Origin of the sequence: Butyrivibrio sp. LC3010 (assembly GCF_000424385.1) — a bacterium.
Classification (GTDB): domain Bacteria; phylum Bacillota; class Clostridia; order Lachnospirales; family Lachnospiraceae; genus Butyrivibrio.
This window is the reverse complement of sequence record NZ_AUJU01000007.1, coordinates 63,414-85,959: the sequence shown is the minus strand read 5'-3', so window position 1 is coordinate 85,959 and position 22,546 is coordinate 63,414. Positions and strand designations below refer to the sequence as shown.

Annotated in this window: 18 protein-coding genes; 1 reads left to right on the top strand and 17 read right to left on the bottom strand. The window is 40.2% G+C overall.

Features of this window, described 5'->3' with window-relative positions:
• Nucleotides 1-23 precede the first annotated feature (23 nt).
• From chvE to G622_RS0107065, 14 genes are all read right to left on the bottom strand, one after another.
• Nucleotides 24-1,175, bottom strand: a complete 1,152-nt coding sequence (gene chvE, locus G622_RS0107130) for a multiple monosaccharide ABC transporter substrate-binding protein (protein WP_026510131.1) — start codon at nt 1,173-1,175, stop codon at nt 24-26.
• 320 nt (nt 1,176-1,495) lie between these two features.
• Entirely contained in the window at nt 1,496-2,569 is a 1,074-nt protein-coding gene (locus tag G622_RS0107125) for a sugar ABC transporter substrate-binding protein (RefSeq protein WP_026510130.1), read from the bottom strand.
• Nucleotides 2,566-4,173: a helix-turn-helix domain-containing protein gene (locus G622_RS0107120; protein WP_026510129.1), complete on the bottom strand. Its 1,608-nt coding sequence runs from the start codon at nt 4,171-4,173 to the stop codon at nt 2,566-2,568. The genes G622_RS0107125 and G622_RS0107120 overlap by 4 nt, the downstream gene beginning before the upstream one ends.
• 195 nt (nt 4,174-4,368) lie before the next feature.
• Entirely contained in the window at nt 4,369-5,856 is a 1,488-nt protein-coding gene (locus G622_RS0107115) for a histidine kinase (protein WP_044957282.1), read from the bottom strand.
• Complete coding sequence (locus G622_RS0107110; protein WP_026510127.1) at nt 5,846-6,937, bottom strand: substrate-binding domain-containing protein; 1,092 nt, start codon at nt 6,935-6,937, stop codon at nt 5,846-5,848. Before G622_RS0107110 ends, G622_RS0107115 begins: the two co-directional genes overlap by 11 nt.
• A gap of 326 nt (nt 6,938-7,263) precedes the next feature.
• On the bottom strand, nt 7,264-7,887 hold the full coding sequence (locus tag G622_RS0107105) for a DNA alkylation repair protein (protein ID WP_044957305.1): 624 nt from the start codon (nt 7,885-7,887) through the stop codon (nt 7,264-7,266).
• 141 nt (nt 7,888-8,028) lie between these two features.
• Nucleotides 8,029-9,612 carry a ribosome small subunit-dependent GTPase A gene (gene rsgA, locus G622_RS24460; RefSeq protein WP_049945732.1) on the bottom strand — a complete coding sequence of 528 codons (1,584 nt, stop codon included), beginning with the start codon at nt 9,610-9,612 and terminating at the stop codon, nt 8,029-8,031.
• Between the two features lie 261 nt (nt 9,613-9,873).
• The gene (locus G622_RS22030) at nt 9,874-10,317 is read right to left on the bottom strand and encodes a virulence RhuM family protein (RefSeq protein WP_196814191.1); all 444 of its coding nucleotides are present in this window, start codon (nt 10,315-10,317) and stop codon (nt 9,874-9,876) included.
• Entirely contained in the window at nt 10,314-10,520 is a 207-nt protein-coding gene (locus G622_RS0107090) for a helix-turn-helix domain-containing protein (RefSeq protein ID WP_026510125.1), read from the bottom strand. The genes G622_RS22030 and G622_RS0107090 overlap by 4 nt, the downstream gene beginning before the upstream one ends.
• 96 nt (nt 10,521-10,616) lie before the next feature.
• The gene (locus G622_RS0107085) at nt 10,617-11,273 is read right to left on the bottom strand and encodes a DinB family protein (protein ID WP_026510124.1); all 657 of its coding nucleotides are present in this window, start codon (nt 11,271-11,273) and stop codon (nt 10,617-10,619) included.
• Nucleotides 11,266-12,912, bottom strand: coding sequence for a 23S rRNA (uracil(1939)-C(5))-methyltransferase RlmD (gene rlmD, locus G622_RS22025; RefSeq protein WP_081675218.1), 1,647 nt, complete (start codon nt 12,910-12,912; stop codon nt 11,266-11,268). The genes G622_RS0107085 and rlmD overlap by 8 nt, the downstream gene beginning before the upstream one ends.
• Before the next feature lie 47 nt (nt 12,913-12,959).
• Nucleotides 12,960-13,454, bottom strand: a complete 495-nt coding sequence (locus tag G622_RS0107075) for a tRNA (cytidine(34)-2'-O)-methyltransferase (RefSeq protein WP_026510123.1) — start codon at nt 13,452-13,454, stop codon at nt 12,960-12,962.
• Nucleotides 13,455-13,465: 11 nt separating this feature from the next.
• Nucleotides 13,466-14,899 (bottom strand): HAMP domain-containing sensor histidine kinase, encoded by a 1,434-nt coding sequence (locus tag G622_RS0107070; protein WP_026510122.1) that lies wholly within the window; start codon nt 14,897-14,899, stop codon nt 13,466-13,468.
• 200 nt (nt 14,900-15,099) lie between these two features.
• Complete coding sequence (locus G622_RS0107065; protein ID WP_026510121.1) at nt 15,100-17,370, bottom strand: glycoside hydrolase family 3 C-terminal domain-containing protein; 2,271 nt, start codon at nt 17,368-17,370, stop codon at nt 15,100-15,102.
• Between the two features lie 237 nt (nt 17,371-17,607).
• Here G622_RS0107065 and G622_RS0107060 point away from each other — a divergent pair, with 237 nt between their 5' ends.
• Nucleotides 17,608-18,504 (top strand): helix-turn-helix transcriptional regulator, encoded by an 897-nt coding sequence (locus tag G622_RS0107060; RefSeq protein WP_026510120.1) that lies wholly within the window; start codon nt 17,608-17,610, stop codon nt 18,502-18,504.
• Between the two features lies 1 nt (nt 18,505).
• On the opposite strand, the gene G622_RS0107055 is transcribed toward G622_RS0107060, so the two are convergent.
• The 3 genes from G622_RS0107055 to G622_RS0107045 are packed head-to-tail and all read right to left on the bottom strand — an operon-like array spanning nt 18,506 to nt 22,545.
• On the bottom strand, nt 18,506-19,204 hold the full coding sequence (locus G622_RS0107055) for a response regulator transcription factor (protein ID WP_026510119.1): 699 nt from the start codon (nt 19,202-19,204) through the stop codon (nt 18,506-18,508).
• A 12-nt stretch (nt 19,205-19,216) separates the two neighbouring features.
• A complete protein-coding gene (locus G622_RS0107050; protein WP_026510118.1) occupies nt 19,217-21,598 on the bottom strand; it encodes an endonuclease MutS2 in 2,382 nt (793 codons plus the stop codon).
• Nucleotides 21,598-22,545, bottom strand: a complete 948-nt coding sequence (locus G622_RS0107045; RefSeq protein WP_026510117.1) for a 3'-5' exoribonuclease YhaM family protein — start codon at nt 22,543-22,545, stop codon at nt 21,598-21,600. The genes G622_RS0107050 and G622_RS0107045 overlap by 1 nt, the downstream gene beginning before the upstream one ends.
• Nucleotide 22,546: the final 1 nt, after the last annotated feature.

Sequence of the window (22,546 nt, the reverse complement as noted above, 5' to 3'; positions counted from 1 at the left end):
CATGAGAATACATTTAATTAGTATTACTGAAGCTGATCCTCTGTGTAGTAACCAGAGTCGATAAGAAGTTCCTTGTAGTTGTTAACGTCTGCAAATACGGGCTCGCAAAGGTATGAAGGAATAATTCCTGTGCCGTTGTCATATGTCTCTGTATCGTTTACAGGAGCTTCTGTGCCCTTCATGATAGCGTCAACCATCTCAACTGTCTTAGCTGCAAGTGTACGTGTATCCTTGAAGATAGACATTGACTGCTTGCCTGCGATCATGTTCTTAACGTTTGCTACGTCACAGTCCTGACCTGTGATGATCGGCCAATCGCCTGTGTAGTTAGCTTCAAGTGAGTTTGTAACACCAAGTGCTGTAGAGTCGTTTGAGCAAAGAACTGCATCAAGCTTTGTTCCATCAGCATAGTTAGCAGAAATGATAGCATCCATTCTTGACTGCGCTGTCTCTGTTGCCCAGTTAGCTGTTGCTACGTTATCGAAGTCAACCTGTCCGGACTTAACAACAATCTTGCCTTCGTCGATGTACTTTTTAAGTACGTCAATTGCACCGCCGTAGAAGAATCTTGCGTTGTTGTCACCGGGATCACCAGTGAAGATTTCCATGTTGAAAGGACCTGCAGCGTTATCAAGATCAAGCTGATCTCTGATGTACTCGCCCTGCTTTGTTCCTACCATGTAGTTATCGAATGTTGCATAATAACTTACTGCGTCTGAATTCATGATAAGACGGTCATAAGCAATAACCTTAACGTTCTGTTCCTTAGCCTGCTCAAGAACTGTTCCAAGAGAATCACCATCGATAGATGCGATAACAAGAACCTGTGCTCCTGAGCTGATCATGTTCTCAATCTGAGAAACCTGTGTAGCTATGTCGTTTGATGCATACTGAAGGTCAACCTCATAGCCGGCTTCCTGAAGCAGCTTCTGCATGTTCTCACCGTCCTGGTTCCATCTCTGAAGGTCCTTTGTAGGCATCGCAACACCAACCTTACCGCCGCCGGATGCTGTGGTTTCTGTAGCCTCAGCTTCTGTTGATGTATCAGTTGTTGCCTCTGTCTTTGTCTCTGTGTCAGTTGAAGCAGGAGCAGATGTATTTCCGCCACCACATCCAACAAGCAATGATGCAGCCATCGCTACTGTCAGAAAAGTACTAACTAATTTTCTCTTCATTTTGTTTCCCTCCCTAGTGAGAAATTGTTATCGGGTGTAACCCCCGTCGTTTACAGCTTAGACTTTAACATAAAAATATTAGTAATAATTTATGAAGTTCTTCAAATTTTTATAATTAAAGTTTGTAAAAAAATACCCTTATAGCATTTTTTTGCCATAAGGGTATTTGTGGTATAAAAATGTGCTATTTATTGTAAACCTCAGATATATATGCCATTTACGATAGTAATAAAACACCGGGTATATCTGCTAATTACAATAGTAATAATTTTCTGCTGCCAAGAAAATCATTAAGAAAGTCATTAGGCTATAGCACTTTTTTATTCCTCTATTTGTGAGGGAACATTCAGATATACATCCTCTTTTAAGTGGAAGCCACTGTTTATTATCACTTCATCCATGTTTTCCTTGGTCACACTGACGGGATCGATCTTTAAGTAGGGAATACTATAGGTTCCATCAGATATGGTCGAGAGATCATTTTCTCCTGTTCCGATCTGTTCTTCCTTCGCAAGATTTACTGCGCATTCAGCAGCTCTCTGGGCAAGTTTTTCAATGGGCTTATAAACTGTCATAAGCTGTGTGCCTTCAACTATTCTCTGGCACGCCTCAAGATCTGCATCCTGTCCCACCACCATAATCTTTCCAGCCAGGCGCTTCTCGGAAAGTGCTGTAACAACCCTGCTTGCAAGATCATCATTGCCGCACATGATCGCATCACATTCCGAAACCACATCCATGTTTTTATACATGTATTCGCCTGCAAGCTCCGCTTTCCAGCCATCACAATAATACGAATCCACTATTTCGTTTCCATTTTCTTCCATAACGGATTTGAAGCCGTCGCAGACCATTGGTACATTATTGTCCTTGGGAGAACCATTTATCATTGTTACTTTTCCGCCCACAAGTCCATTGTCCACCAGAGCCTGTCCCATAAGCTCTCCGACCTTCTCATTATCAAAAGATATATAGAGATCCACATCTGAATCGCTTATCAGTCTGTCATATGCTATGACTTTTACACCTGCATCCTTTGCCTTTTTGATATTTGTCTTTAAAGCCTGAGAGTCAATACAGACGATCACTATTACATCCATTTTCTTTTTAATAAAATATTCTATCTGCTTTTTTTGCTCTGCAACATCTCCATTTGCATTTTGAATATTTACATCTGCTCCAAGCTCTTTAGCCATGGAAACAAACACATCTCTGTCTCTCTGCCATCTCTCAATGACAAAAGAATCAAAGGTCACACCTATCTGTATCTTCTTTTCCTCATCCTTTCCCTGAGTTCCCTGCAAAGTCTCTTCACTTCCGCATCCAACGGGGAAAATACAAAGTACAAGTATAATTATAAGAGCCTGCATTATTCGTTTAGCTAGTATTTTCATCTGTTCACAGTCTTCCTATCCTTATATTCTGTTGGCGTAAGTCCTACGTTTTTCTTGAAGCTTCGGCTAAAGTAGTTAGGATCTGCATAGCCGCACATAAGACATATCTCTTTCATTGATTTATCAGAATTAAGCAAAAGATCCTTTGCTTTTTCAATCCTGACACTGGTGAGATATTCTATAAAATTGGATCCACTCTCATCTTTAAAAATCTTGCTGAAATAATATGGCGATATATTAACAACTCTTGATACATCATCCAGTGAGATATCCCTGGAGTAGTTCTCTTCTATGTATTTCTTTGCAGTCTTGATGGCGTCAGTGGATTTTTCCGCACGTTTTATGAAAACATTTTTGCAGGCATCCGAGATTTTTTTCATAAACCATTCCTTGAGCTCATCTGCCGTCTCAAGCGCCATTATTTCAGGAAGATAGTGATTTCTTCCTGAGTAATGATAGGTCTGCCCACCGTTTAAATACATAAGGTGCTCCGCATAAAGGGAAAATTCCAGCACCTTAAGGCGCATCGCCATTATGTCACCGTTGCTGCTAACCTGAGTCATCCAGTCAGCGTATTTCTCCGCTATGGCTATGGATTCATCGATATCACCCTTTGAAACCGCATCAAACAGGGGTTTTTCCAAATCGATTGGATATCCCTCATCATAATCGCAGTTAATAGGAAGATCCTCAACATGCGCAACCGTTCCGGTGGTCGCAATCAGTGCATTTAATGCTTCATGATAGGAATCCCCAAGCTCCAGAAGTGGTTTGATCTTGCCCACTCCGATTCGGAATTTAATATCAGTCCTTTTCCTTAAGTACCTTGCAAGCTCCCTTGCCCTATCGACTACTTCCGATCTGGTGGCATAATCCATTTTATGCTCTGATGTCGGAACCAGAACCGCTATCTTATTTGCCATAACGTTTCCGATCTTACAGTCAAAAAATTCCTTTACACACTCTCGTATTTCCTGATATTTTCCGGAAACTTTAACAGAGCTTCCGATGGCATTAGTCATGTGATTGCCCTCCTGAGCATCACCGCTGACTATTGCCATCATGTATCCATAATCCTCTTTAATTCCAAGAATTGTTTTGTAGTTATCTATATCCTCCTCAAAATGCTCCTGCAAAAGAATATCGTAGATAAGTCCGTTTTCAATAATAGGCTCGACAGTTTCAAGCTTTTCTCTGATTAAAAGGTCGCTGCTTCGCTTTTCCCGCTCTCTATCTATCTGCGCCATGGCCTTTTTCAGGACTTCAATGATCTTCATTTTATCGACAGGCTTATTTATATAGTCAAGAACCCCGAGCTTTATGGCCTCTTTTGCGTAGTCGAATTTATCATAGGCAGTCATAACTATGAAAATAGTATTTGCGGAAAACTTCTTAATTTCCTTCATGGCTTCAATACCATTTATACCCGGCATGTGAATATCCATCACTGCAATATCCGGTCTGAAGCGCTCTGCCAGCTCTATGACATTTCTCCCTGTCTTGGCAAATTCAACATCGCACTGATTCCCAAACTCCTTCTCTATTATGAATTTCATCGAGTCAATGACGATACCCTCATCGTCTGCAAGCATTATTCTGTACATATTACCCCAATCCTATACCCTTTATTTCTTTTTATAAGCTTTATTCTTGAATCCCAAATTTTAATTCTTAAATTACGAGCATTTTTATTTGGCTCATTTTGGGATTCTGAAATATGAGCATCTTTTTATTTGAGCTCATTTTTGAATTCTGAAATATGAGCATCTTTTTTATTTAGGCTCATCAGAACATAAAGTTTATTTGTTTTCAACATTGGGAAGCGGAAGTCTTATTATAACTTCGCACCCCTTGTCTATACCTTCACTTTTTATTGTCACGGCATCTTCTTTTCCGGTAAATATCCTTAGCCTTGATATTACATTGTCCATTCCGATACCGTTATTGTCGTACTGACCTTCCTTTTTACTCCAGTTTCCTACAAGAATTTTCTCTATATCCTCCTGCTCAATACCTTTCCCGTTATCACTGACACTGATGCAGGCATCGCTGTCTTCCCTGTAAATCTTAAGAGTAATGGTTCCCTTATCTCCCATTTCCCTTATTCCGTGATTTACTGCATTTTCCACCACAGGTTGCAGAATCATGTTAGGCATTGGTATTTTCAAAAGCCTCTCATCAATCTGCTTGTGATACTTGATATCCCCTGAAAATCTTACATTCAATATCCTTATGTAATTGTCCACCAACGTCATTTCTTCCCCAATAGTGACCTCTGTGTCATGGTTTTTAACATTATATCTGAAAAAATCTGCCACAGTCTGGACATATTCATAAGTTCTATCCGCAGATTCCATCATTGCCAGCTGAGCTCCCGCATTTAGTGTATTAAACAAAAAGTGCGGATTTATCTGTGCCTGAAGGTACTTGAGCTGAGCATCCTTAAGATGTGCCTCCATTGTAAGCTCTTTTTCCTGCATAAGGCGTTCCTTTTCCATGCTCTCACGCTGTCTGATAATATACTCCTTGATGCTTATTATCATCTTGTTAAAGGCACCGATGACTATACCTATCTCATCATGATATTTTGTCTGAGGTATATTTGTATCAAAATTTCCTTCCGCTATCTCATTGGCTGAAACCGCAAGCTTCTTAAGAGGCTCGATCATCATGCCTACTATTGTGATGATACTGATGATGTTTCCGGTCATGACCAGCGTTAGAACCATTACGCTTATACTTTCAAAGGTTCTAAAGGCTGTGGCAAGCTCTGTATATCTCTCAGAATTGCTGATAAACTGCTCATTGTTAAGTCTCGAAATATAGGCATTTATATATTCATACAATTCTGTTGCACTCTCGTAATAGTTTCTGTATTTCTCTACGTTTCTTCCTCGTTTTGCCTCGACAGTCAAAGATACTTCCTCAAGATACTGCCCGGTCATGTTTTTTATATTTCTCCTCATCCTGCTAAAGGCAAGATCAGTTACCTCATCTCCTAGCTCATCGGAAAGCATCTGCAAGGTTTGCGCGCTTTTATAGTAGTTTTCCAGGGAATCCGTCGTCTTCGAACTAAGGTACACAGTCATATTATCCTGAACCTCTGTCAGAGAGTCAGTCAGTTCGTTCAACTGCCTATTGTCCTGGTATACCAATTCCATATCTATGGCCATTTTATTAATGCCCAGGATGAGAAATACATTAACTATGAAGATTATCATATTTGCAGCCAGATATATTCCGACTACCTTTTTTTGAAGGGGAAGATTAAAAAATTTATTCATCATTCTCCTCCGATTCTAAATAATCTGACACATTATTCTTGTTGATTAGCGTAACATCTGCGGTGAAATACTCACTTGTATTTCCAAATTCGTAGTAGTCCGATAACGCTTCTATGCAATATTCTCCCATCTGAGGTGTATCTATGGAAATTGTGGCATATACGATATTTTTCTCAATCGCGCTGACAATGGATTCAGAGTTGTAGTATCCGAGAATATTCACATCGCCAACTTTATTAAAATCAACAACCGCCTGGTATGCACAGACAGTATTCAGCTCATTTAAACATACGATTACATCCGGAATGCTTTTCTTGAGGAAAATATCTCTTATGGACTCTTCAACAGAAAATGGATTCTTATTATCTACAGGTACTATTGATATTGCAAACTCTGAATTTGTCGCATTTTCCTGATCCAGAGTCTCCTGAAGTCCCGATATTATAATATTCTGTCCACTGTCCTGGGTATCTGTATTGACAAGAACTGCTATCTGCATAGTCTTGCGGTGTCCCATTTTTGCAGACTCTATAAAATCTTCTCTTCTCTTTTCCTTGATAATATTGAAGATCTGCCTGCCGTATTCTCTTCCGATATTATAGCTTCCCACGCCAATAAAACTCAGCCTCTTGGAATGAGTGCTGTCTCCGTAAAGTGTTACAACCGGGATCCCCTTCCCATCTGCATCATTTATGAGCTGTGTCATTTCATCTGACTCATTTGCAAAAACTATTATTCCATCTACATTTGAAGCTATGGCTATTTTCATAAGCTGCTCACAGCTGTAATCTCCTGCAAGATTCTGCCCAAGGAGATCCACGTAGATATTCTCTTTTTGAGCAGCATCAAAAGCGCCTTTATATATCGATTGCCAGAAGTCAGACTTGTAATTATCGGTTATCATTACGTAATATTTATCATATTGCGTTACGTCCGATGCCTTCCTGAAATCTGCCATATAAAAGCGAAAAACAAGTGCTCCCACCACAAGTGTTGCAAGGGTAAAGAGCACAGTTATAATCAGCAGCAAATTCTGCTTATTAAATTTTGATGATGATTTATCTGATGATTCCTGTGTCCCCATATGATGAATTCTAACAGATTAGAACGTGGGGCTCAATGATGAGTATCAGCTAAGTTAAACTTGATATGGATATAGTATAGAAATCTTTTTCGACTTTTTTAATTCGGACTTATTCTGCCTCATTCTTCTAAATTCTATTTTGCGGTAGGGCGCTGGAAAATCTTCTTTCTAACTCTTTTTGTCATTTTTGCATTTGCGGTACTGGACTGATTGAAATTCTCCCTAACGCTTTTGACAATTTTTGCATTTGCGTTAGTGCACTGGCTGAAATTCTTGCCCTCAGCACAGCCAGTGCACTGAGCAGAACTGACTATACCCCGTTAACATCATACTTTCAGGGATTTCAGATACTTCTTCTGCTCATCTGTAATTCTTCTGCTCTCCACGCTTTTCTGAATTGCTTTGTTATGAGTCCAGTCATCAAGCCTTTTCTCCTCTATAAAAGGAATGATACTTTCATACTGCTTGGCGAGGGCAGTCGCAAAATACCACGCGATCATCATATTGACGTAATACTCTTCTGATCTGAGTTTAGCCACCATCTCAGGATACTTGGAATCATAGTCCTCATCCAGAAAATGCTCCATCAACATGCCCACTCCGAATCTTATGGTATACGTCTTTTCTGAGCTGAGCCATTCCTTTATGTGTATAAACAGCTCCTCTTTATGCTTCTTAAAAATCTTTGGAGACATCTGATCACACGTAGCCCAGTTATCTACATAGGGTAGAAACTTCTCCAGCTCCTCCATACAATCATTCAGATCTTTTATACCGGAGATGATAAAGGCATGCAGCTGGTTTTCCTCAAAATATTTATGAGGTAATGCTCCAAGAAAATCTTTATAATTTCCGGCCTTTAAAATTTCTTTTGCCATTGTCTTAAGCTCCGGAGTCCTCACTCCGATTATTGACTCCGGATTTACATTAGGTATGATTTTTATCTGCATATCACGATACTTCAGATCCTGAAGATCATACAATTTCCTGTGCAAATCCTCCAATAAACCAAAAAAATTCGCATCCTTCAGATACTCTCCCGGTGAACTTTTTCTGTTTTTATCTATGTCCATCATCAACACTTCTCTCCGTCAATCCCACATATTTCTCTTATTATTCTTTTTATAGGCTTTTGCCCATTTGGATATTTCTTTTTTCATAGCATGGTTGTTTGTATTCTCCCTGCCCAGATTTTTGTATAGTTCATACCTCTTTGCAGACAGTTCTCCGCTTGCGATGGCTGCTTTGATCGCACAACCCGGTTCTGTATCGTGCCTGCAATTACTGAACCGGCATCTGCTCTCCAATTCCACAATATCTGAAAATGTTTCATCAATTCCATCCTGCACATTGGCCATTCCGACTTCTCGCATACCTGGCGTATCTATGATCGTAACACCATTTGAAAGTTCAATCAGCTTCCGATATGTGGTTGTGTGTCTTCCCTTGTCATCATCTTCTCTGATCTCAGATGTCTTCATGGTCTCTTCGCCGGTAATGGAATTTATCAGCGTTGATTTTCCAGCACCTGAAGATCCCATCAGGCAAATGGTAGTTCCGGGTGTCATGTAATCCCCCAGTTCCTCAAGGCCAATACCGTAAATTGCAGAAATTGCATGAGCACGCACTTTGTCGGAAATCTGTTCCACTTCGCGCACATATCTTCCGGGACTTGTGCAAAGATCGGATTTTGTAAGAATAACAACAGGCTCAGTTCCTCCCTGAATGGCAATGCTTACATATCTGGCTATACGATTATAGCTGTAGTCTTCATTAAGGGAAGTAACGATAAACAGGTAATCCACATTTGCTGCCATATATTGCATGACTCCTGTTTTAGCCTGATCAGGCCGCTGCAAAAAATTTTGCCTCTCACAAACAGACAAGATCACGGAATCCCCCTGCCTGTTATACAAAAATGTCACATAGTCGCCTACAACCGGAAGCTTTTCTGCGTCTTCCTCATAAAAACTCCCTTTCAGCTTTGCCGGAATCTCCTGCTCCCAGAACATGATCTTATAGCTGTTTTTGTTAACCTCTGAAATTCTTCCCAATTTTTCAACATGAAGCCACTGACAGGAAAGCTTTAATGGCTTGTAATAAGGAAATCCCTTCGTAAAATCTTCTATTTCTTTCTCATCCTCACACGTTTCAAAGACAGGCGCTTCATAAAAATATCCATGAATATCTTCAAATTCTTCATTCAGCGGAAGTGCCATAAAAGCATCAGAATTTCCAAATGCCGGATGATGAATATCAAAGTGATCACAGGTCAAAAAGCCGTGTTTTGGATAATACTCCGGTTCACCACAAATCACAATTCCTTTATATCCGGCTGCCTTTGCCAAAGGCAAAGTTTCTTTTAACAGAAGCGCACCTATCCCCATACTGAAGCAGGTAGGTTCCACTGCAAGCGGGCCGAATGTCAGTACTTCATGCTCCTTATCTCCATCTACCACCTTGGCTCTGGAATAAAAAACAGCCCCTACTACTTTTCCGTCAAGCTCTGCAATTCGGCTAAGATCAGGTAAATACTCATCAGCATGGCGAAGCTTATTTACAAGCAGATGCTCATTACACCCAGGACCGTGTATATTCCAGAAAGCTCGCATTGTCATTAGTTCAGTAGCATAATAATCATCCTTTGTTTCTTTTCTGATTATAATATTATTCAATTTTTTGTCTCCTTTATATATCTTACTTGATAAATTCGCAATTATCTTGATAGTATGGAGACCTTCTATAACGGAAAACCGCCTAAAAAAGACAAAAGAAAACCGTGACAAACAAGCCACGGTCAAAACCCAAAATCATCTGAATACTAATTAAAAGGCAGAAACCGAGGTCATCATACTATTTACAGTTACAATCTCTATTTTCACAACACTCATCATGATTACCTCTCTTTCTTTTATATTTTTTCGATAACATAATTATTATCCCAGATAAACTATTATGTCAATCCCTCTAACAATTTTGATAGCGTCATCCAGAACAAAACCTTTTGTCATGTATTCCTTAAGAACTGTAGTCGCCCAGATGCGAAATTTTGTTGCTTTAATTGAATTTACACGATATCCAACAGAAATAATTGCGTCCAAATTATAAAACATTGATTCTTTATCTTGTGTTTTACCGGGGATTGCTCCATGCGGACTGGTTGTTGCAATTTTTGCAACAACCACTTTTTCATCCAGTTCTCCACTCTCAAATATCTTCTTCAGATGTCTGCTGATGCCGGATTTATCAACCCCAAACAATTCTGCCATAGCCTTTTGAGAGATCCACAGGCTGTCATTCATTATGTATGCATCAACAGAAACATCTCCTTCATCTGAATGATAGAGAACCATTTCCATCTGCTTATCAAAATCTCTCATAGAAGGTTATCCTCCTTCCCTTTCACCAATTCCTCATACTTCAACTGGTAAGCAATAAGTCTGGGAATGTATTCCGGTGGTGTTCTCCTTCCCGCTTCCCAGTCTTCCAAAGTGCGAACAGGGATCCCCGTATGCTCTGAAAAGTCTTTACGCGACATCCCTGTGCTTTCTCGTAGTTCTTTTATCGTTTTAGCTATATCCATATTCTTTTTCCTCGCATTGCGTGTTGATATTCAAAGTATATCACATATTCGAACCGCAATGCGTGGTTATGTCACAACCTATTCAAATCAAATGCATTACGGGTGGATTTTCTTCTCTATCCTTAAACATGCCTCTATATGCATGATCCAATGTCTTGAAAGCGGCATTTGAATAAGACCGCGAACATCTTTATTGCACCAGTAATCTATAAGCCATATCGCACTCTCCTCCTTACTGACAACAGAAAGTGATTCCAGCCGTTCTTTTCGTTCTGCGGATATCTTTTTCCTCAGATCATCATATGATAAATCCCGTAATATGGATTCTGTACTCTGCTTCACATCGGAAAGATACGAATATAATTCATCCAGATCGAGTTGCTCTGAAAAGTCAGCAATCTCGTGCTTAACCAGTTCATTTCCTGTGGTGATGACAGGTGAGTTAATTCTCTTTTGATATTCTTCTCTGAAAAATACCTGCTCATCCCCTTTGATCAATGTGTGAGCCACGATATCCTCAATACGAAAGATATGCCACAACGAATATGCAATAGTCTTGCTATGATACCCTTCTGCGTTGATGAATGGAATTGCATTGAACTCTTCCCTGTTTAATTCTTCTTTGAAAGAGCTGACAGTGTCCCAAAGAGCGTCACGTAATGCAAGAAGTATATCGATACCTTCTTCATAGGTATCTCTTTTCTTTATCTGACTTTGCATGAGCTTGTTGAGCTCTGACCACTCTTTATTCATCCGTTTTCTTCTCCTCGTCCTTAATCCGATAATAATCTTCCATCTTCACATTCAGTTTCACATAAGAATCCGCTTTTCGGTTGCTCACACGCTCGAGGAGCACGCAGCTTTCTACATGCACAGTGTTTGGAAAGAGATCGCAGGGCGTTACATTCTTTAACACATAGCCGCCGTCAACCAGGATCCTTAAGTCTCTGGCAAGGGTTGCTGAGTCGCAGCTTACGTAAACAATCTTCTCAGGATGCATTTTTAACATCGTTTCGAGGCAGTTTATGTCACAACCTTTTCTTGGTGGGTCTACAACTATTACATCAGGAGACAATGCGCGTTTACGTTTTTCTTCATCAGAGCTGTTTATTTCCGGATTGCCATCGCCTATGGCATTTAATTTTCCATCATAAAAAGCAGGAAGAACTTCCTCTGCTTTTCCAACAAAGAATGTTGCATTATCTATATTATTATTTGCCGCATTTTCTCTGGCATTTTCAATGGCCTGTGGGATAACTTCCACCCCGTATACGTGCCCTGCTGTCCTTGCCATGGAAAGACTGATTGTTCCTATCCCGCAATACAGGTCCCATACTGTCTCATTACCTGTAAGGTTTGCATAATTAATTGCTGTATTGTAGAGTTTTTCAGTCTGGACAGGATTCACCTGATAAAATGAAAGTGGTGAAATCCTGAATTCTATGCCACAAAGAGTATCTGTAATATAATCCTCCCCCCATAAAGTGTGGATTTCTTTTCCAAGGATTACATTGGTCTTTTCATTGTTAATATTAACTGTGATACTCTTGATGCCATTTATTCTAAGCAGTCTGTCTATCAGCTCCTGCTGCCCTGTAATATAAGATTCCTTACGATCATTCTCTCTTTTCTCAGAACCCTTTTGTTTCTTGTTTCCTTTTTGTGAATTGATAACAAAGCAAACCATGATTTCACCGCTGGTAAAGCCTTTGCGGATAAGAACATGGCGGAAAACTCCTTTACCGGTAGCTTCGTCATAGGCTTTGATATTGTGTTTTTTCATGTGATCGATGACAATATCAAGAATTTCTTTGTTCTCTTTTACTCCAAGGAGACAGTCCTCAACAGGAATAATTGAATGAGTCCTTCCGGCATAAAAACCTGCTTTAGGATTACCGTTTTTATCTGTTCCAATTGGAAACTGAGCCTTGTTCCTGTATCTAAAATAAGCCGGAACATCATTATCTTTGCTATTGTCCAGATCAGAATCTTCCATGCCAATTATAGGCTCCATAATGCTATCAACAAATTCAGCATCAAAACTGCCAAGTCTCACCAGGTTGTTTCTTACCTTATTTTTCTTAAATTCAAGCTGTTTCTTGTAATCAAGATTCTGAATCTGACAGCCTCCACAAGCTCTTGAGACAGGACACTTTGGCTCCACGCGGTATTTTGAAGCTTCTATGATCTCATCCAAATGAGCATAAGCATAATTTTTCTTACTTTTCATTATGCTGACCTTAACAAGATCACCAATAACAGCGTCTTTCACAAAAAGGGTATAGCCCTCTACCTTGCCAATACCCTCTCCGTCGTTACCTATATCTTCTATTCTTACTGTCAGGATATCACCCTTTTTATATGTGAAATTCCCATTACTCTTATTTGCCACTACGCACTCCTACTCTCAATTCCTTTATATTGTTCGTTAAGTAACATTCACTCTTTCCAGTGCAATCTGTGCAGCTCCCCTTCTTCCTCCATTCCGGGAAAACCGTTCTGTCTAAGGGCTTCATAAAGCACAATTGCTACTGAATTAGATAAATTAAGGGACCTGATATCATGACCCATGGGTATTCTGATACAGTCCTCCTCATTATCAACCAGTATCTCTTCCGGAATTCCGGCGCTTTCTTTTCCAAACATTATGTAATCATCGGGGCCAAAGGAAACTTCCGTGTAGGACCGTTTCGCCTTGGTAGTAGCAAGCCATACCTTTGCACCGGGATGCTTTTCCTTAAAATCTTCATAATTGGTATATCTCGTATAGTCCAGCTTATCCCAGTAATCCATTCCTGCCCTCTTCAAATCCTTACCATGAAGCGCAAATCCAAGAGGCTCTATTAAATGAAGTGTACTTCCTGTTGCCACGCAGGTTCTTCCTATATTGCCGGTATTTTGCGGTATCTCCGGCTGATGTAAAACTATATGCATAAAAACTCCTTTTAATCCTCGTCGCTATCCATGGATGCAGCCTTTGGTATTGAGAAAATAAACTCAGTACCCACTCCGACTGTCGATATACAATTAATGTTTTCTCCATGTGCTTTAATGATTTCTTTTACTATGGAAAGGCCAAGTCCTGTACCTTTCTTGTCCTTACCTCTCGATGAATCGGATTTATAAAATCTCTCGAAGACCATCTTCTGATCTTCCTTTGGAATTCCGATCCCGCTATCTTTTACAGATACGAAAACCTTGCTCTTTTTCTCAGTGGTCTCTATCTTTATCACCGAATCATGATGGCTGAATTTAATCGCATTATCAAGAAGATTATATAAAACCTGCTGAATCTTACTCATATCAGCATTTACCAGCATCTTATCATCCGTGAGCACAAGCTCTATCGCAATTTTCTTTTCAAGGCATGTCATCTCAAAAGAAGCTGCTGTATTTCTTATTACCTGATTTATGTCAAAATCAGCCTTTTCAAGAAGCATTCCTCTGGCATTAAGATTATTGAGAGTGAGGAGCCCGTTGGTCAGCTTGGTAAGTCGCTCAGTCTCATTTAAAACTATTCCCAGATATTTTTCGTGCATTTCAAGAGGAATCGTCCCGTCAAGCATGGCCTCAATATAACCACGTATTGAAGTTAACGGAGACCTGAAATCATGGGATACATTTGCAACAAACTTCTTCTGATCATCCTCCTGTCTTGCTATTTCACCAGCCATATAGGAAAGGGATGCAGCAAGATATCCCATTTCGTCCTCTGATTCCACCGAGAACTCGTAGTCCATATTTCCAGCGGCATATTCTTCAGTTGCCTGTGTAATACGCCTTAAAGGGATATAAACAAGCTCTGTGAAAAAGATCAGTATTATCAGTGAAAGAAGGAACAGCACTATAAGCATCAGATATGAGATGTTTAAATATTCATCTGCAGTTTTGCGAATCTCACTCATCGGAGTATGAATGATTACATAAGCCTGCACCTTATAGCTTGCTGTTATCGGAGCAAAGACGCTTAATGTATCCTCTTGAAAATATCCCCAGAAATCACCGATGGTATAATAAGTACCACCTGTGGCAGTGGGGTCAAAGCCTTCTATCTTGATCTCTTCGCCCTGCTCTATCACAGTTGATGAGTCAAGAACAAGTCTTCCTGAAGGGTTGACTATCCATATCCTCGCTCCGTCCATGTATTTAGATAGCGCATATAGCTGTCTCTGTACCGTATCCAGTGAAGTTTCACTGTTATAAAGATCAGCAGCGTAAGTATTTGCAATCTGCGTAGCCTCGGAATATAGGCTCTCAGCCTTTTCCCTTCGGCAGTGCTCCATTGTCATATTTGATACAAAGGTTGCCACCATAATAAAGCCAAATATGGCAAACAGTAAGTATGCTATTAAAAATTTTAGATATAGTGTTCTTTTCATGATTCTCAGCCATCACTCATTTACTTTTGTCCTTATCATCAATCATTATAGCAACTAAGCTCTCTACTGGCAAAGAAATAGGGCAGGACGATCGTCCTGCCCGAAATATAGTGATACAGTATTCCCTAAATACTATATCTTAAGACTGTGTGAACCCAAAAGAGTATTGGCGTTCTGATAGTCTTTAGTTATAGAGCTCCTTACTTTTGGCCAAGTGCAGCGCCTATTGCGCTCAAAAGCTGCTCCATACCTTCCTCATTTAACATTCCAAAGGACATAAGAGATTTGATAGGCATAAATCTCATCATTGCCTGCATCATAGCATCTCCTACTGCTTCATTTGAATCGCCAAAGGGTGAATTTTCAGCTGCCTTCCTCATCATCTCATCAACGATGGGCTTAGTAACAGGGTTAGCCATGAGTTCTCCAACAGTAAGAGAAGTATCACATCTCATGGGCTTAACCTTCTTTGTTTCAAAGCTTATCTCTTCACGAAGAGTGATATTATCACTGGAATTACCTACAAGAAGCTCATATTTTCCTGAAGGAGCAAACCAGTCACCCATGCTCTCTTCGAAATATGAAAGTGATCTTGCATCGATTTCCATCTCTACGGTCTTGGTCTCACCGGGTGCAACTTCGACCTTAGCGAATCCCTTAAGCTCTTTAACCGGTCTGTCAAAGGTTCCGTTCAAATCACCAACATAGAGCTGAACAACCTCTTTACCTGTGACATTTCCTGTATTCTTTACATCAACACAAACCTTGATTGTTGTTTCATCAGTCATCTTGTCTGATGAAAGCTTCATGTTTGAAAGCTCAAAGGTTGTGTATGAAAGTCCATGTCCGAATGCCCATCTTACAGGCATCATCTTCTTATCATAGTAACGATATCCGACATAAACACCCTCTGCATAGTTGCACTTAACAGGATCAGTGTTGAAGTTAAGGTATGAAGGATTATCCTGTACTCTAAAAGGGAAAGTCTCTGCCAGATGTCCGCTGGGATTCTTTTCACCATATAAAAGCTGATCTGTTGCCTCGCCTACACCCTGGCCTGCAAGGTACATTTCAAGAATAGCTGCTACATCATCTGCCCAGGGAGTTTCAACAGGGCTACCATTGTGAAGAACAACTACTGTGTTTTCATTTACTGCAGCAACTGCTTCAATAAGCTCATTTTGTGCAGCAGGCATGTTCATGTTTGCACGGTCATATCCCTCAGACTCTATAACGTCCGGAAGACCCGCAAAAATTACTACAACATCTGCGCCCTTAGCAGCAGCAATAGCCTTGTCGAGCTCTGCCTTATCAAGAGGCTCGTCCTTCTGTCCCGGGAATCCCATTACATATTCTACGTTTCTTCCCTTTGCCTTTGCGGAATCAAGAGCACTTGTAACCTTTGATGAATTTATGTGGCTTGAACCACCGCCCTGATATCTTGGCCTTTCTGCATATTCACCGATATAGACTATCTTTTTAGCAGGATCAAGAGGAAGAATACCATTGTTCTCAAGAAGAACACCGCACTCAGTTGCTGCTGATACAGCTTTTTCATGATCCGCATCTCTATCGAATACTACGCCTTCCTTCTTATTGTCCAGGTAGTCATATACTACTGTAAGAATTCTTTCACAAGCTCTGTCTACCAGCTTTTCATCAAGGCTTCCGTCCTTGACTGCAGCTACTATCTTAGCGTCGTTAACTGATGAGTCACCGGGCATCTCGAGTTCGAGACCTGCTCTTATTCCCTGTACTCTGTCATTAATTGCGCCCCAGTCTGTCATTACGAAGCCTTCAAATCCCCAATCATCTCTTAAAACCTTGGTGAGAAGCCATTCGTTATCAGCTGAATATGTGCCATTTATCTTGTTGTATGAGCACATTACAGTCTTGGGCTGTGCTTCCTTAACTGCTATCTCAAAAGGCGGGAAGTATATTTCACGCATGGTTCTCTCTGAAACCTCAGAAGAATTGCTCATACGGAAATACTCCTGGTTGTTGAGTGCAAAATGTTTGATGCTTGTGCCCACATGACGGCTCTGAACACCGTTTATATAAGCTGCTGCCATCTTACCGGCAAGGTAAGGATCTTCTGAAAAATACTCAAAGTTTCTACCACAAAGAGGGCTTCTCTTTATATTTACTGCAGGTCCGAGAACTATTGATAAATTCTCTGCCTGACACTCATCACCGATTGCCTCACCCATTTTTCCTATCATTTCAGTATCAAAGCTTGATGCTGTAGCACAAGCTGCCGGAAAACATACTGCTTTAATACTGTCATTAATTCCAAGGTGATCACCCTCTTCATCCTGTTTACGAAGACCGTGAGGTCCATCTGACATCATAAACTTTGGAATACCAAGCCTTTCAACAGCCTTTGTATGCCAAAAATCTGCGCCTCCGCAAAGTCCGGCTTTTTCTTCAAGTGTCATCTCTGATACTAGTTTTTTTACGTCTGTAGCCATGGTTCCTTCCTTTTATACTGTTCACCCCTTACGGTGTTCACAGCAATTTTCCTTTCATTTAATAATAAATCCAACATCATTATGATAGTATTGAGAGGCGTCACATGATATAATAAATCACATTAAAATATAAGATTTCACTTGTAAAATTTGAGGTAAATCCCTGTTGAAATTGTCGTTATAATTTCGGAATCAAAAACGGGATTTTACCTTTATTTAACATAATTCGAGGCATTTATGACTAAGAAAACCGCTAAATCACATATAGACCCAAAGCCAAGTTCGAAACCCTCAAAAGCCCTGGACTTCAATGATCCTAAGGAGCTACAGAAAAATCTTGCTTTTCTCGAAAAATCCATAAGAGATGATTATAAGGAGATAATAAGCTCCGTAGATGATCATATTTTTATGACTCAGGACACCCCCGGCGCCGATACCGGCACAAGACGAATCCAGGAAAAGGCATTATATTACTACGTATCTTCAGGGGATATCACAAAAATAGATGAGATCGTAGCTATATCTGTAGAAAACTCAGACAAGCTTCCAACTCTGGACAATAACATATATGGTGATGTTTCTGAGGATCCTCTTCTTTACTCAAAATATATGCTCATAGCCAGTGTAACTCTGGCCACAAGAGCCGCTATAGATGGCGGTCTTGCAGAACATATAGCTTATGCCATAAGTGATGGATTCCTTAGACATATGGACAAGCAGACCAATATACAGAAAATAAATATGCTTAGCAATAAGGCTCTGCGCACTCTTACTTACGCAGTCCATGATTACAATTACAGAAATTGCAGTCTTATTACCAAAAACTGCTGCGACTTTATTCTTCGTCACCTTCACGATGATATAAGAATGAAGACTCTCGCCGAGCTTACTCATAGATCCCCGAATTATATTTCAGATCTTTTTCAGAAGGAGCTTGGTGTTCGCCCAACAATTTTCATAAGGGATAAGAAGCTTGAGTATGCCAGGGTAATGCTTGAAACAACTGACCTTCCTGTAAGTTCCGTTTCTGACCTTCTGGCATTTCCTTCAACAAGCAGTTTTATCACATATTTCAATAAAAAATATGGAACCACTCCCCTGCAGTATCGCAGTAAAAGAAGCAGTTCCATGTAAATCATGATACTTCAAATTTGTAGCCAATGCCCCAGATTGTAGCTATTCTCCAGGTTTCGTGATCTTTTATTTTTTCACGAAGCCTTTTTATATGAACATCTACGGTTCTGGTATCTCCTACATATTCATATCCCCAAATCTGATCGAGCAGTTGTTCTCTCGTAAATACGCGGTTTGGTGATGAAGCAAGGAAATATAAAAGCTCCAGTTCCTTTGGTGGCATGTCTATTCGTGAACCCTGATAATTAACTGAATAGTTAGTCATATTGATTTCAAGGTCCTGATATTTTACAACCTTATCATCAGAAGCCTCAACCTCAGTCACAATGGGCTTGTAACGTCTAAGCACTGCCTTAACTCTTGCCACAAGTTCCTTTGAATCAAAGGGCTTTTCCATATAATCGTCAGCCCCCATCTCAAGTCCCAATACCTTATCAAAAACTTCTCCCTTAGCTGAAAGCATTATTATAGGTGTCTGTGACTTGGTTCTAAGTTCTCTGCAGACCTGATAACCGTCTATTCCGGGAAGCATCAGATCAAGAAGAACCAGATTTGGCTCAAAAGTATCAAATGCTGCAAGTGCTGACTCTCCATCCCCTACAATCAGAGTATCAAAACACTCTTTTACAAGATAAAGTGATATAAGTTCTGCAATGTTGCTATCATCATCGACAATTAGTATTTTTTGTTTTGCTACCATTTTTCCCCCAGTTTACTTAATAAAGGTAACTATCGTTACTCCGGAATCACCTTCTCCAAATTCTCCAAGCTTAAAGGACTTAACATAAGGAGCTGACTTTAAAAGATCATGGACTGCCTGTCGCAGTATTCCAGATCCCTTGCCATGAACAACTCTCACAGAAGGAAGATGGGATACATATGCACTGTCCAGATATTTATCAAGCTCTGCTATTGCATCCGCACTGTTTAGTCCAATAAGATTTATTTCTGTTCTGATGTTTCGCGCTCCGGACAGATCCATCTTATGCTGTCCGTAGAACTTCTTCATCTGTTCTTTTCCGGACTCTTCCTTAATAAGCTCAAGATCGTCAATATGCGCCCTTGATTTCATGATACCACACTGCACCATTACATTACCGTCTTTGTCAGGCTTAGTGCTTATTGTTCCCTTCATTCCCATTGAAATGATTCTTACGGTATCACCAATATGAATCTGTGTGGGCTTCAGCTTCTTGTGGCCCGCAGTCTGAGGCTTATTCTTAATTGAAAGTTTCTGGTTCTTGTCAGATATCTTTTTATTTACACTCTGTCTGGCCTTTTCCAGATCCTGCATAGATATTCCGGCTTCGGCCTTTCGCATGATTCTTATGGTCTCATCAGCAGTATCCTTGGCTTCCTGTAAAATAGCCTTGGCTTCTTCATTGGCCTCGCGAAGTATTTTCTCTCTGGATTCATCCAGCTTATTCTGTTTACCCTGAAGTTCTTCCTTAAGTTTCTCAACCTCTTTACGGTAACGCTCTATCTCCAGGCGTTCATTTTCTATAGTAACCCTGCTGTTTTCAAGATCTGTCAGAAGATCTTCAAACTTACGGTTATCCTGACTTATCTGCTCCCCTGCGGCATCAATGATCTCCTGAGGAAGTCCGAGTCTCTTGGAGATTGCAAACGCATTACTCTTTCCGGGAATGCCAATAAGCAATCTATATGTTGGTCTTAAGGATTCGACATCAAACTCGCAGCTTGCATTCTGTATTCCATTGGTTGTAAGTGCGTAAACCTTAAGCTCACTGTAGTGAGTAGTAGCCATGGTTCTGATTCCGCGCTCATGCAAGTGGTTTAGTATTGAGATAGCAAGAGCAGCTCCCTCTGTAGGATCAGTTCCTGCTCCAAGCTCGTCAAAAAGACACAGAGAATTCTCATCAGCATTCTCCAAAATGTGTACAGTATTCGTCATGTGAGAAGAGAACGTTGAAAGACTCTGCTCAATACTCTGCTCATCACCAATATCTGCATAAATCTCATTAAATACTGAGAGTTCTGATCTGTCTCCTGCAGGAATTGCCATTCCTGCCTGTCCCATAAGTGTAAGGAGTCCTACTGTTTTAAGTGTGACTGTCTTACCACCGGTATTGGGACCTGTTATTATAATCATGTCGAAATCTTTTCCGGCATAAACATCTATCGGGACTGCCTTCTTTTTATCAAGAAGAGGATGCCTTCCCTTGATAATATTGAAATAATGATTCTCATTAAAAATAGGCGTTATTGCATTTTGTGATAAAGCAAGGGATGCTTTTGCAAATACAAAATCCAGCTCTGTCATAATAGCCGCATCATCTGATAAGGCCGTAAGATAGCTTCCTACTTCCTCTGAAATCCTGGCAAGTATCACTTCTATCTCAGCCTTCTCCATCCCTGCCAACTCTCTAAGCTTATTATTAAGCTCTACTATAACTGCAGGCTCAATAAAAAGTGTGGAACCTGTGGATGACTGATCATGTACAATTCCGTTAACCTGATTTTTATACTCAGCTCTAACAGGAATGCAATAACGGTCTCCTCTCATTGTAACAACTGCTTCCTGCAGGTATGTCCTCAGGGAACCATTTACCATTTTACCCAGCTGGTCATGAATCCTGTCACCGGTTATCTGGATATCTCTCCTGATATGCCTTAAGTTGGCACTTGCATCAGAAGATATCTCGTCTTCTGATATTATGCAGCGCCTTATCTCAGCAGCAATTGGAGTAAGCGGTTCAAGACCATCAAAAAGATCTGAAAGAACATCTCTTGTGTCTTCAACCTTATCTGCTCTTCCATAGCTTTTTACTCTGTTAACATTGTCCAGAAAACCTGCAATATTTAAAAGCTGTGGAGCATCAAGGGAGCTTCCTATCTTCAATGCTTTGAGATAGCCGGATAAATCCTTGTTACTTCCAAAGGAAACCGATCCCTTTTTAAAAATTCTTGATATGGCAGCTTCAGTCTTTTTCTGATTCCTCTGAATCTCCCTTATGTCAGATGATGGCAGAAGCTCCCTGCACATTCTCTTTCCGGGTTCAGATGTTGCATGTTCTGATAGCTGCTCGATAATCTTATCATATTCAAGTACGTGTAAAACTTTTGCATTCATTATGATTCAACCCTGGTATCAAAAAGGTTGCTCTCTAGTAATCTGTTAAATCCTAGCCAACCTACTTCATTTGTGTTTTCAAGTATCTCTGTAAATGTTTCGAGCTTGGCATCTGTATTGTCTGCAAGATGAAGCGCAAGTGCCTCAATTATAGCCGGCACCTTTGGTGATCCATATTCATATTTTCCATGATGAGACAAAATACAGTGCTGGAGCTCCTGCTTCAAAAGAATCGGGAAACCATCGATATCTCTTATCTTCTCGGCGATCATTTCACTGCCCACTACAATATGTCCAAGGAACTGACCTTCATCCGTGTAATCATTCATCGGGAAAAGTGAAAGTTCTCTGGTTTTTCCTATATCGTGGCATATAGCAGCTGTGATCAGAAGGTCTCTGTTAATAGCAGGATATGCCTTTGAAAAATAATCGCACATTCTGGTAACACTTAATGTATGCTCCAACAGGCCTCCTACAAAACCGTGATGAACAGATTTTGCTGCAGATGATTTTCTAAATGCTTTTATGAATTCCTCATCCTTTACAAAAAGAGAATCAAGAAGAGCCCTTAAATACTGATTGTTAACAGTATTGATCAGTGAAAGCAGATCTTTGAACATCTCATCATTATTCTTGGATGATACAGGAAGATATAAAGATTCATCATACTCACCTTCATGGCAGAGACGTGCTCTTTTGATATTTACCTGAAGTGCTCCATTAAAGCTTGTCACCTCGCCATATACATCAATGTAATCAAGTGAGTCAAAATCATCTATTCCTTCACTGTTGGGATCCCAGACCTTAGCATCCACTATTCCGGTTTTATCCTGCAAGGTCACAGAGTAGTATGTCTTTCCATTTTTTGTTGTAGCAGTCTGAATATGCTTGCAGAAATATATATCTGCTACTCTGTCACCTGAATTAAAATCTTTGATAAATTTCATC

What these genes read in the sequence shown, in the direction of transcription:
- chvE (WP_026510131.1), bottom strand. Translation starts at nt 1,175, where the DNA reads ATGAAGAGAAAATTAGTTAGTACTTTTCTGACAGTAGCGATGGCTGCA.
- G622_RS0107125 (WP_026510130.1), bottom strand. Translation starts at nt 2,569, where the DNA reads ATGAAAATACTAGCTAAACGAATAATGCAGGCTCTTATAATTATACTT.
- G622_RS0107120 (WP_026510129.1), bottom strand. Translation starts at nt 4,173, where the DNA reads ATGTACAGAATAATGCTTGCAGACGATGAGGGTATCGTCATTGACTCG.
- G622_RS0107115 (WP_044957282.1), bottom strand. Translation starts at nt 5,856, where the DNA reads ATGATGAATAAATTTTTTAATCTTCCCCTTCAAAAAAAGGTAGTCGGA.
- G622_RS0107110 (WP_026510127.1), bottom strand. Translation starts at nt 6,937, where the DNA reads ATGGGGACACAGGAATCATCAGATAAATCATCATCAAAATTTAATAAG.
- G622_RS0107105 (WP_044957305.1), bottom strand. Translation starts at nt 7,887, where the DNA reads ATGCAGATAAAAATCATACCTAATGTAAATCCGGAGTCAATAATCGGA.
- G622_RS22030 (WP_196814191.1), bottom strand. Translation starts at nt 10,317, where the DNA reads ATGAGAGATTTTGATAAGCAGATGGAAATGGTTCTCTATCATTCAGAT.
- G622_RS0107090 (WP_026510125.1), bottom strand. Translation starts at nt 10,520, where the DNA reads ATGGATATAGCTAAAACGATAAAAGAACTACGAGAAAGCACAGGGATG.
- G622_RS0107085 (WP_026510124.1), bottom strand. Translation starts at nt 11,273, where the DNA reads ATGAATAAAGAGTGGTCAGAGCTCAACAAGCTCATGCAAAGTCAGATA.
- G622_RS0107075 (WP_026510123.1), bottom strand. Translation starts at nt 13,454, where the DNA reads ATGCATATAGTTTTACATCAGCCGGAGATACCGCAAAATACCGGCAAT.
- G622_RS0107070 (WP_026510122.1), bottom strand. Translation starts at nt 14,899, where the DNA reads ATGAAAAGAACACTATATCTAAAATTTTTAATAGCATACTTACTGTTT.
- G622_RS0107065 (WP_026510121.1), bottom strand. Translation starts at nt 17,370, where the DNA reads ATGGCTACAGACGTAAAAAAACTAGTATCAGAGATGACACTTGAAGAA.
- G622_RS0107060 (WP_026510120.1), top strand. Translation starts at nt 17,608, where the DNA reads ATGACTAAGAAAACCGCTAAATCACATATAGACCCAAAGCCAAGTTCG.
- G622_RS0107055 (WP_026510119.1), bottom strand. Translation starts at nt 19,204, where the DNA reads ATGGTAGCAAAACAAAAAATACTAATTGTCGATGATGATAGCAACATT.
- G622_RS0107050 (WP_026510118.1), bottom strand. Translation starts at nt 21,598, where the DNA reads ATGAATGCAAAAGTTTTACACGTACTTGAATATGATAAGATTATCGAG.
- G622_RS0107045 (WP_026510117.1), bottom strand. Translation starts at nt 22,545, where the DNA reads ATGAAATTTATCAAAGATTTTAATTCAGGTGACAGAGTAGCAGATATA.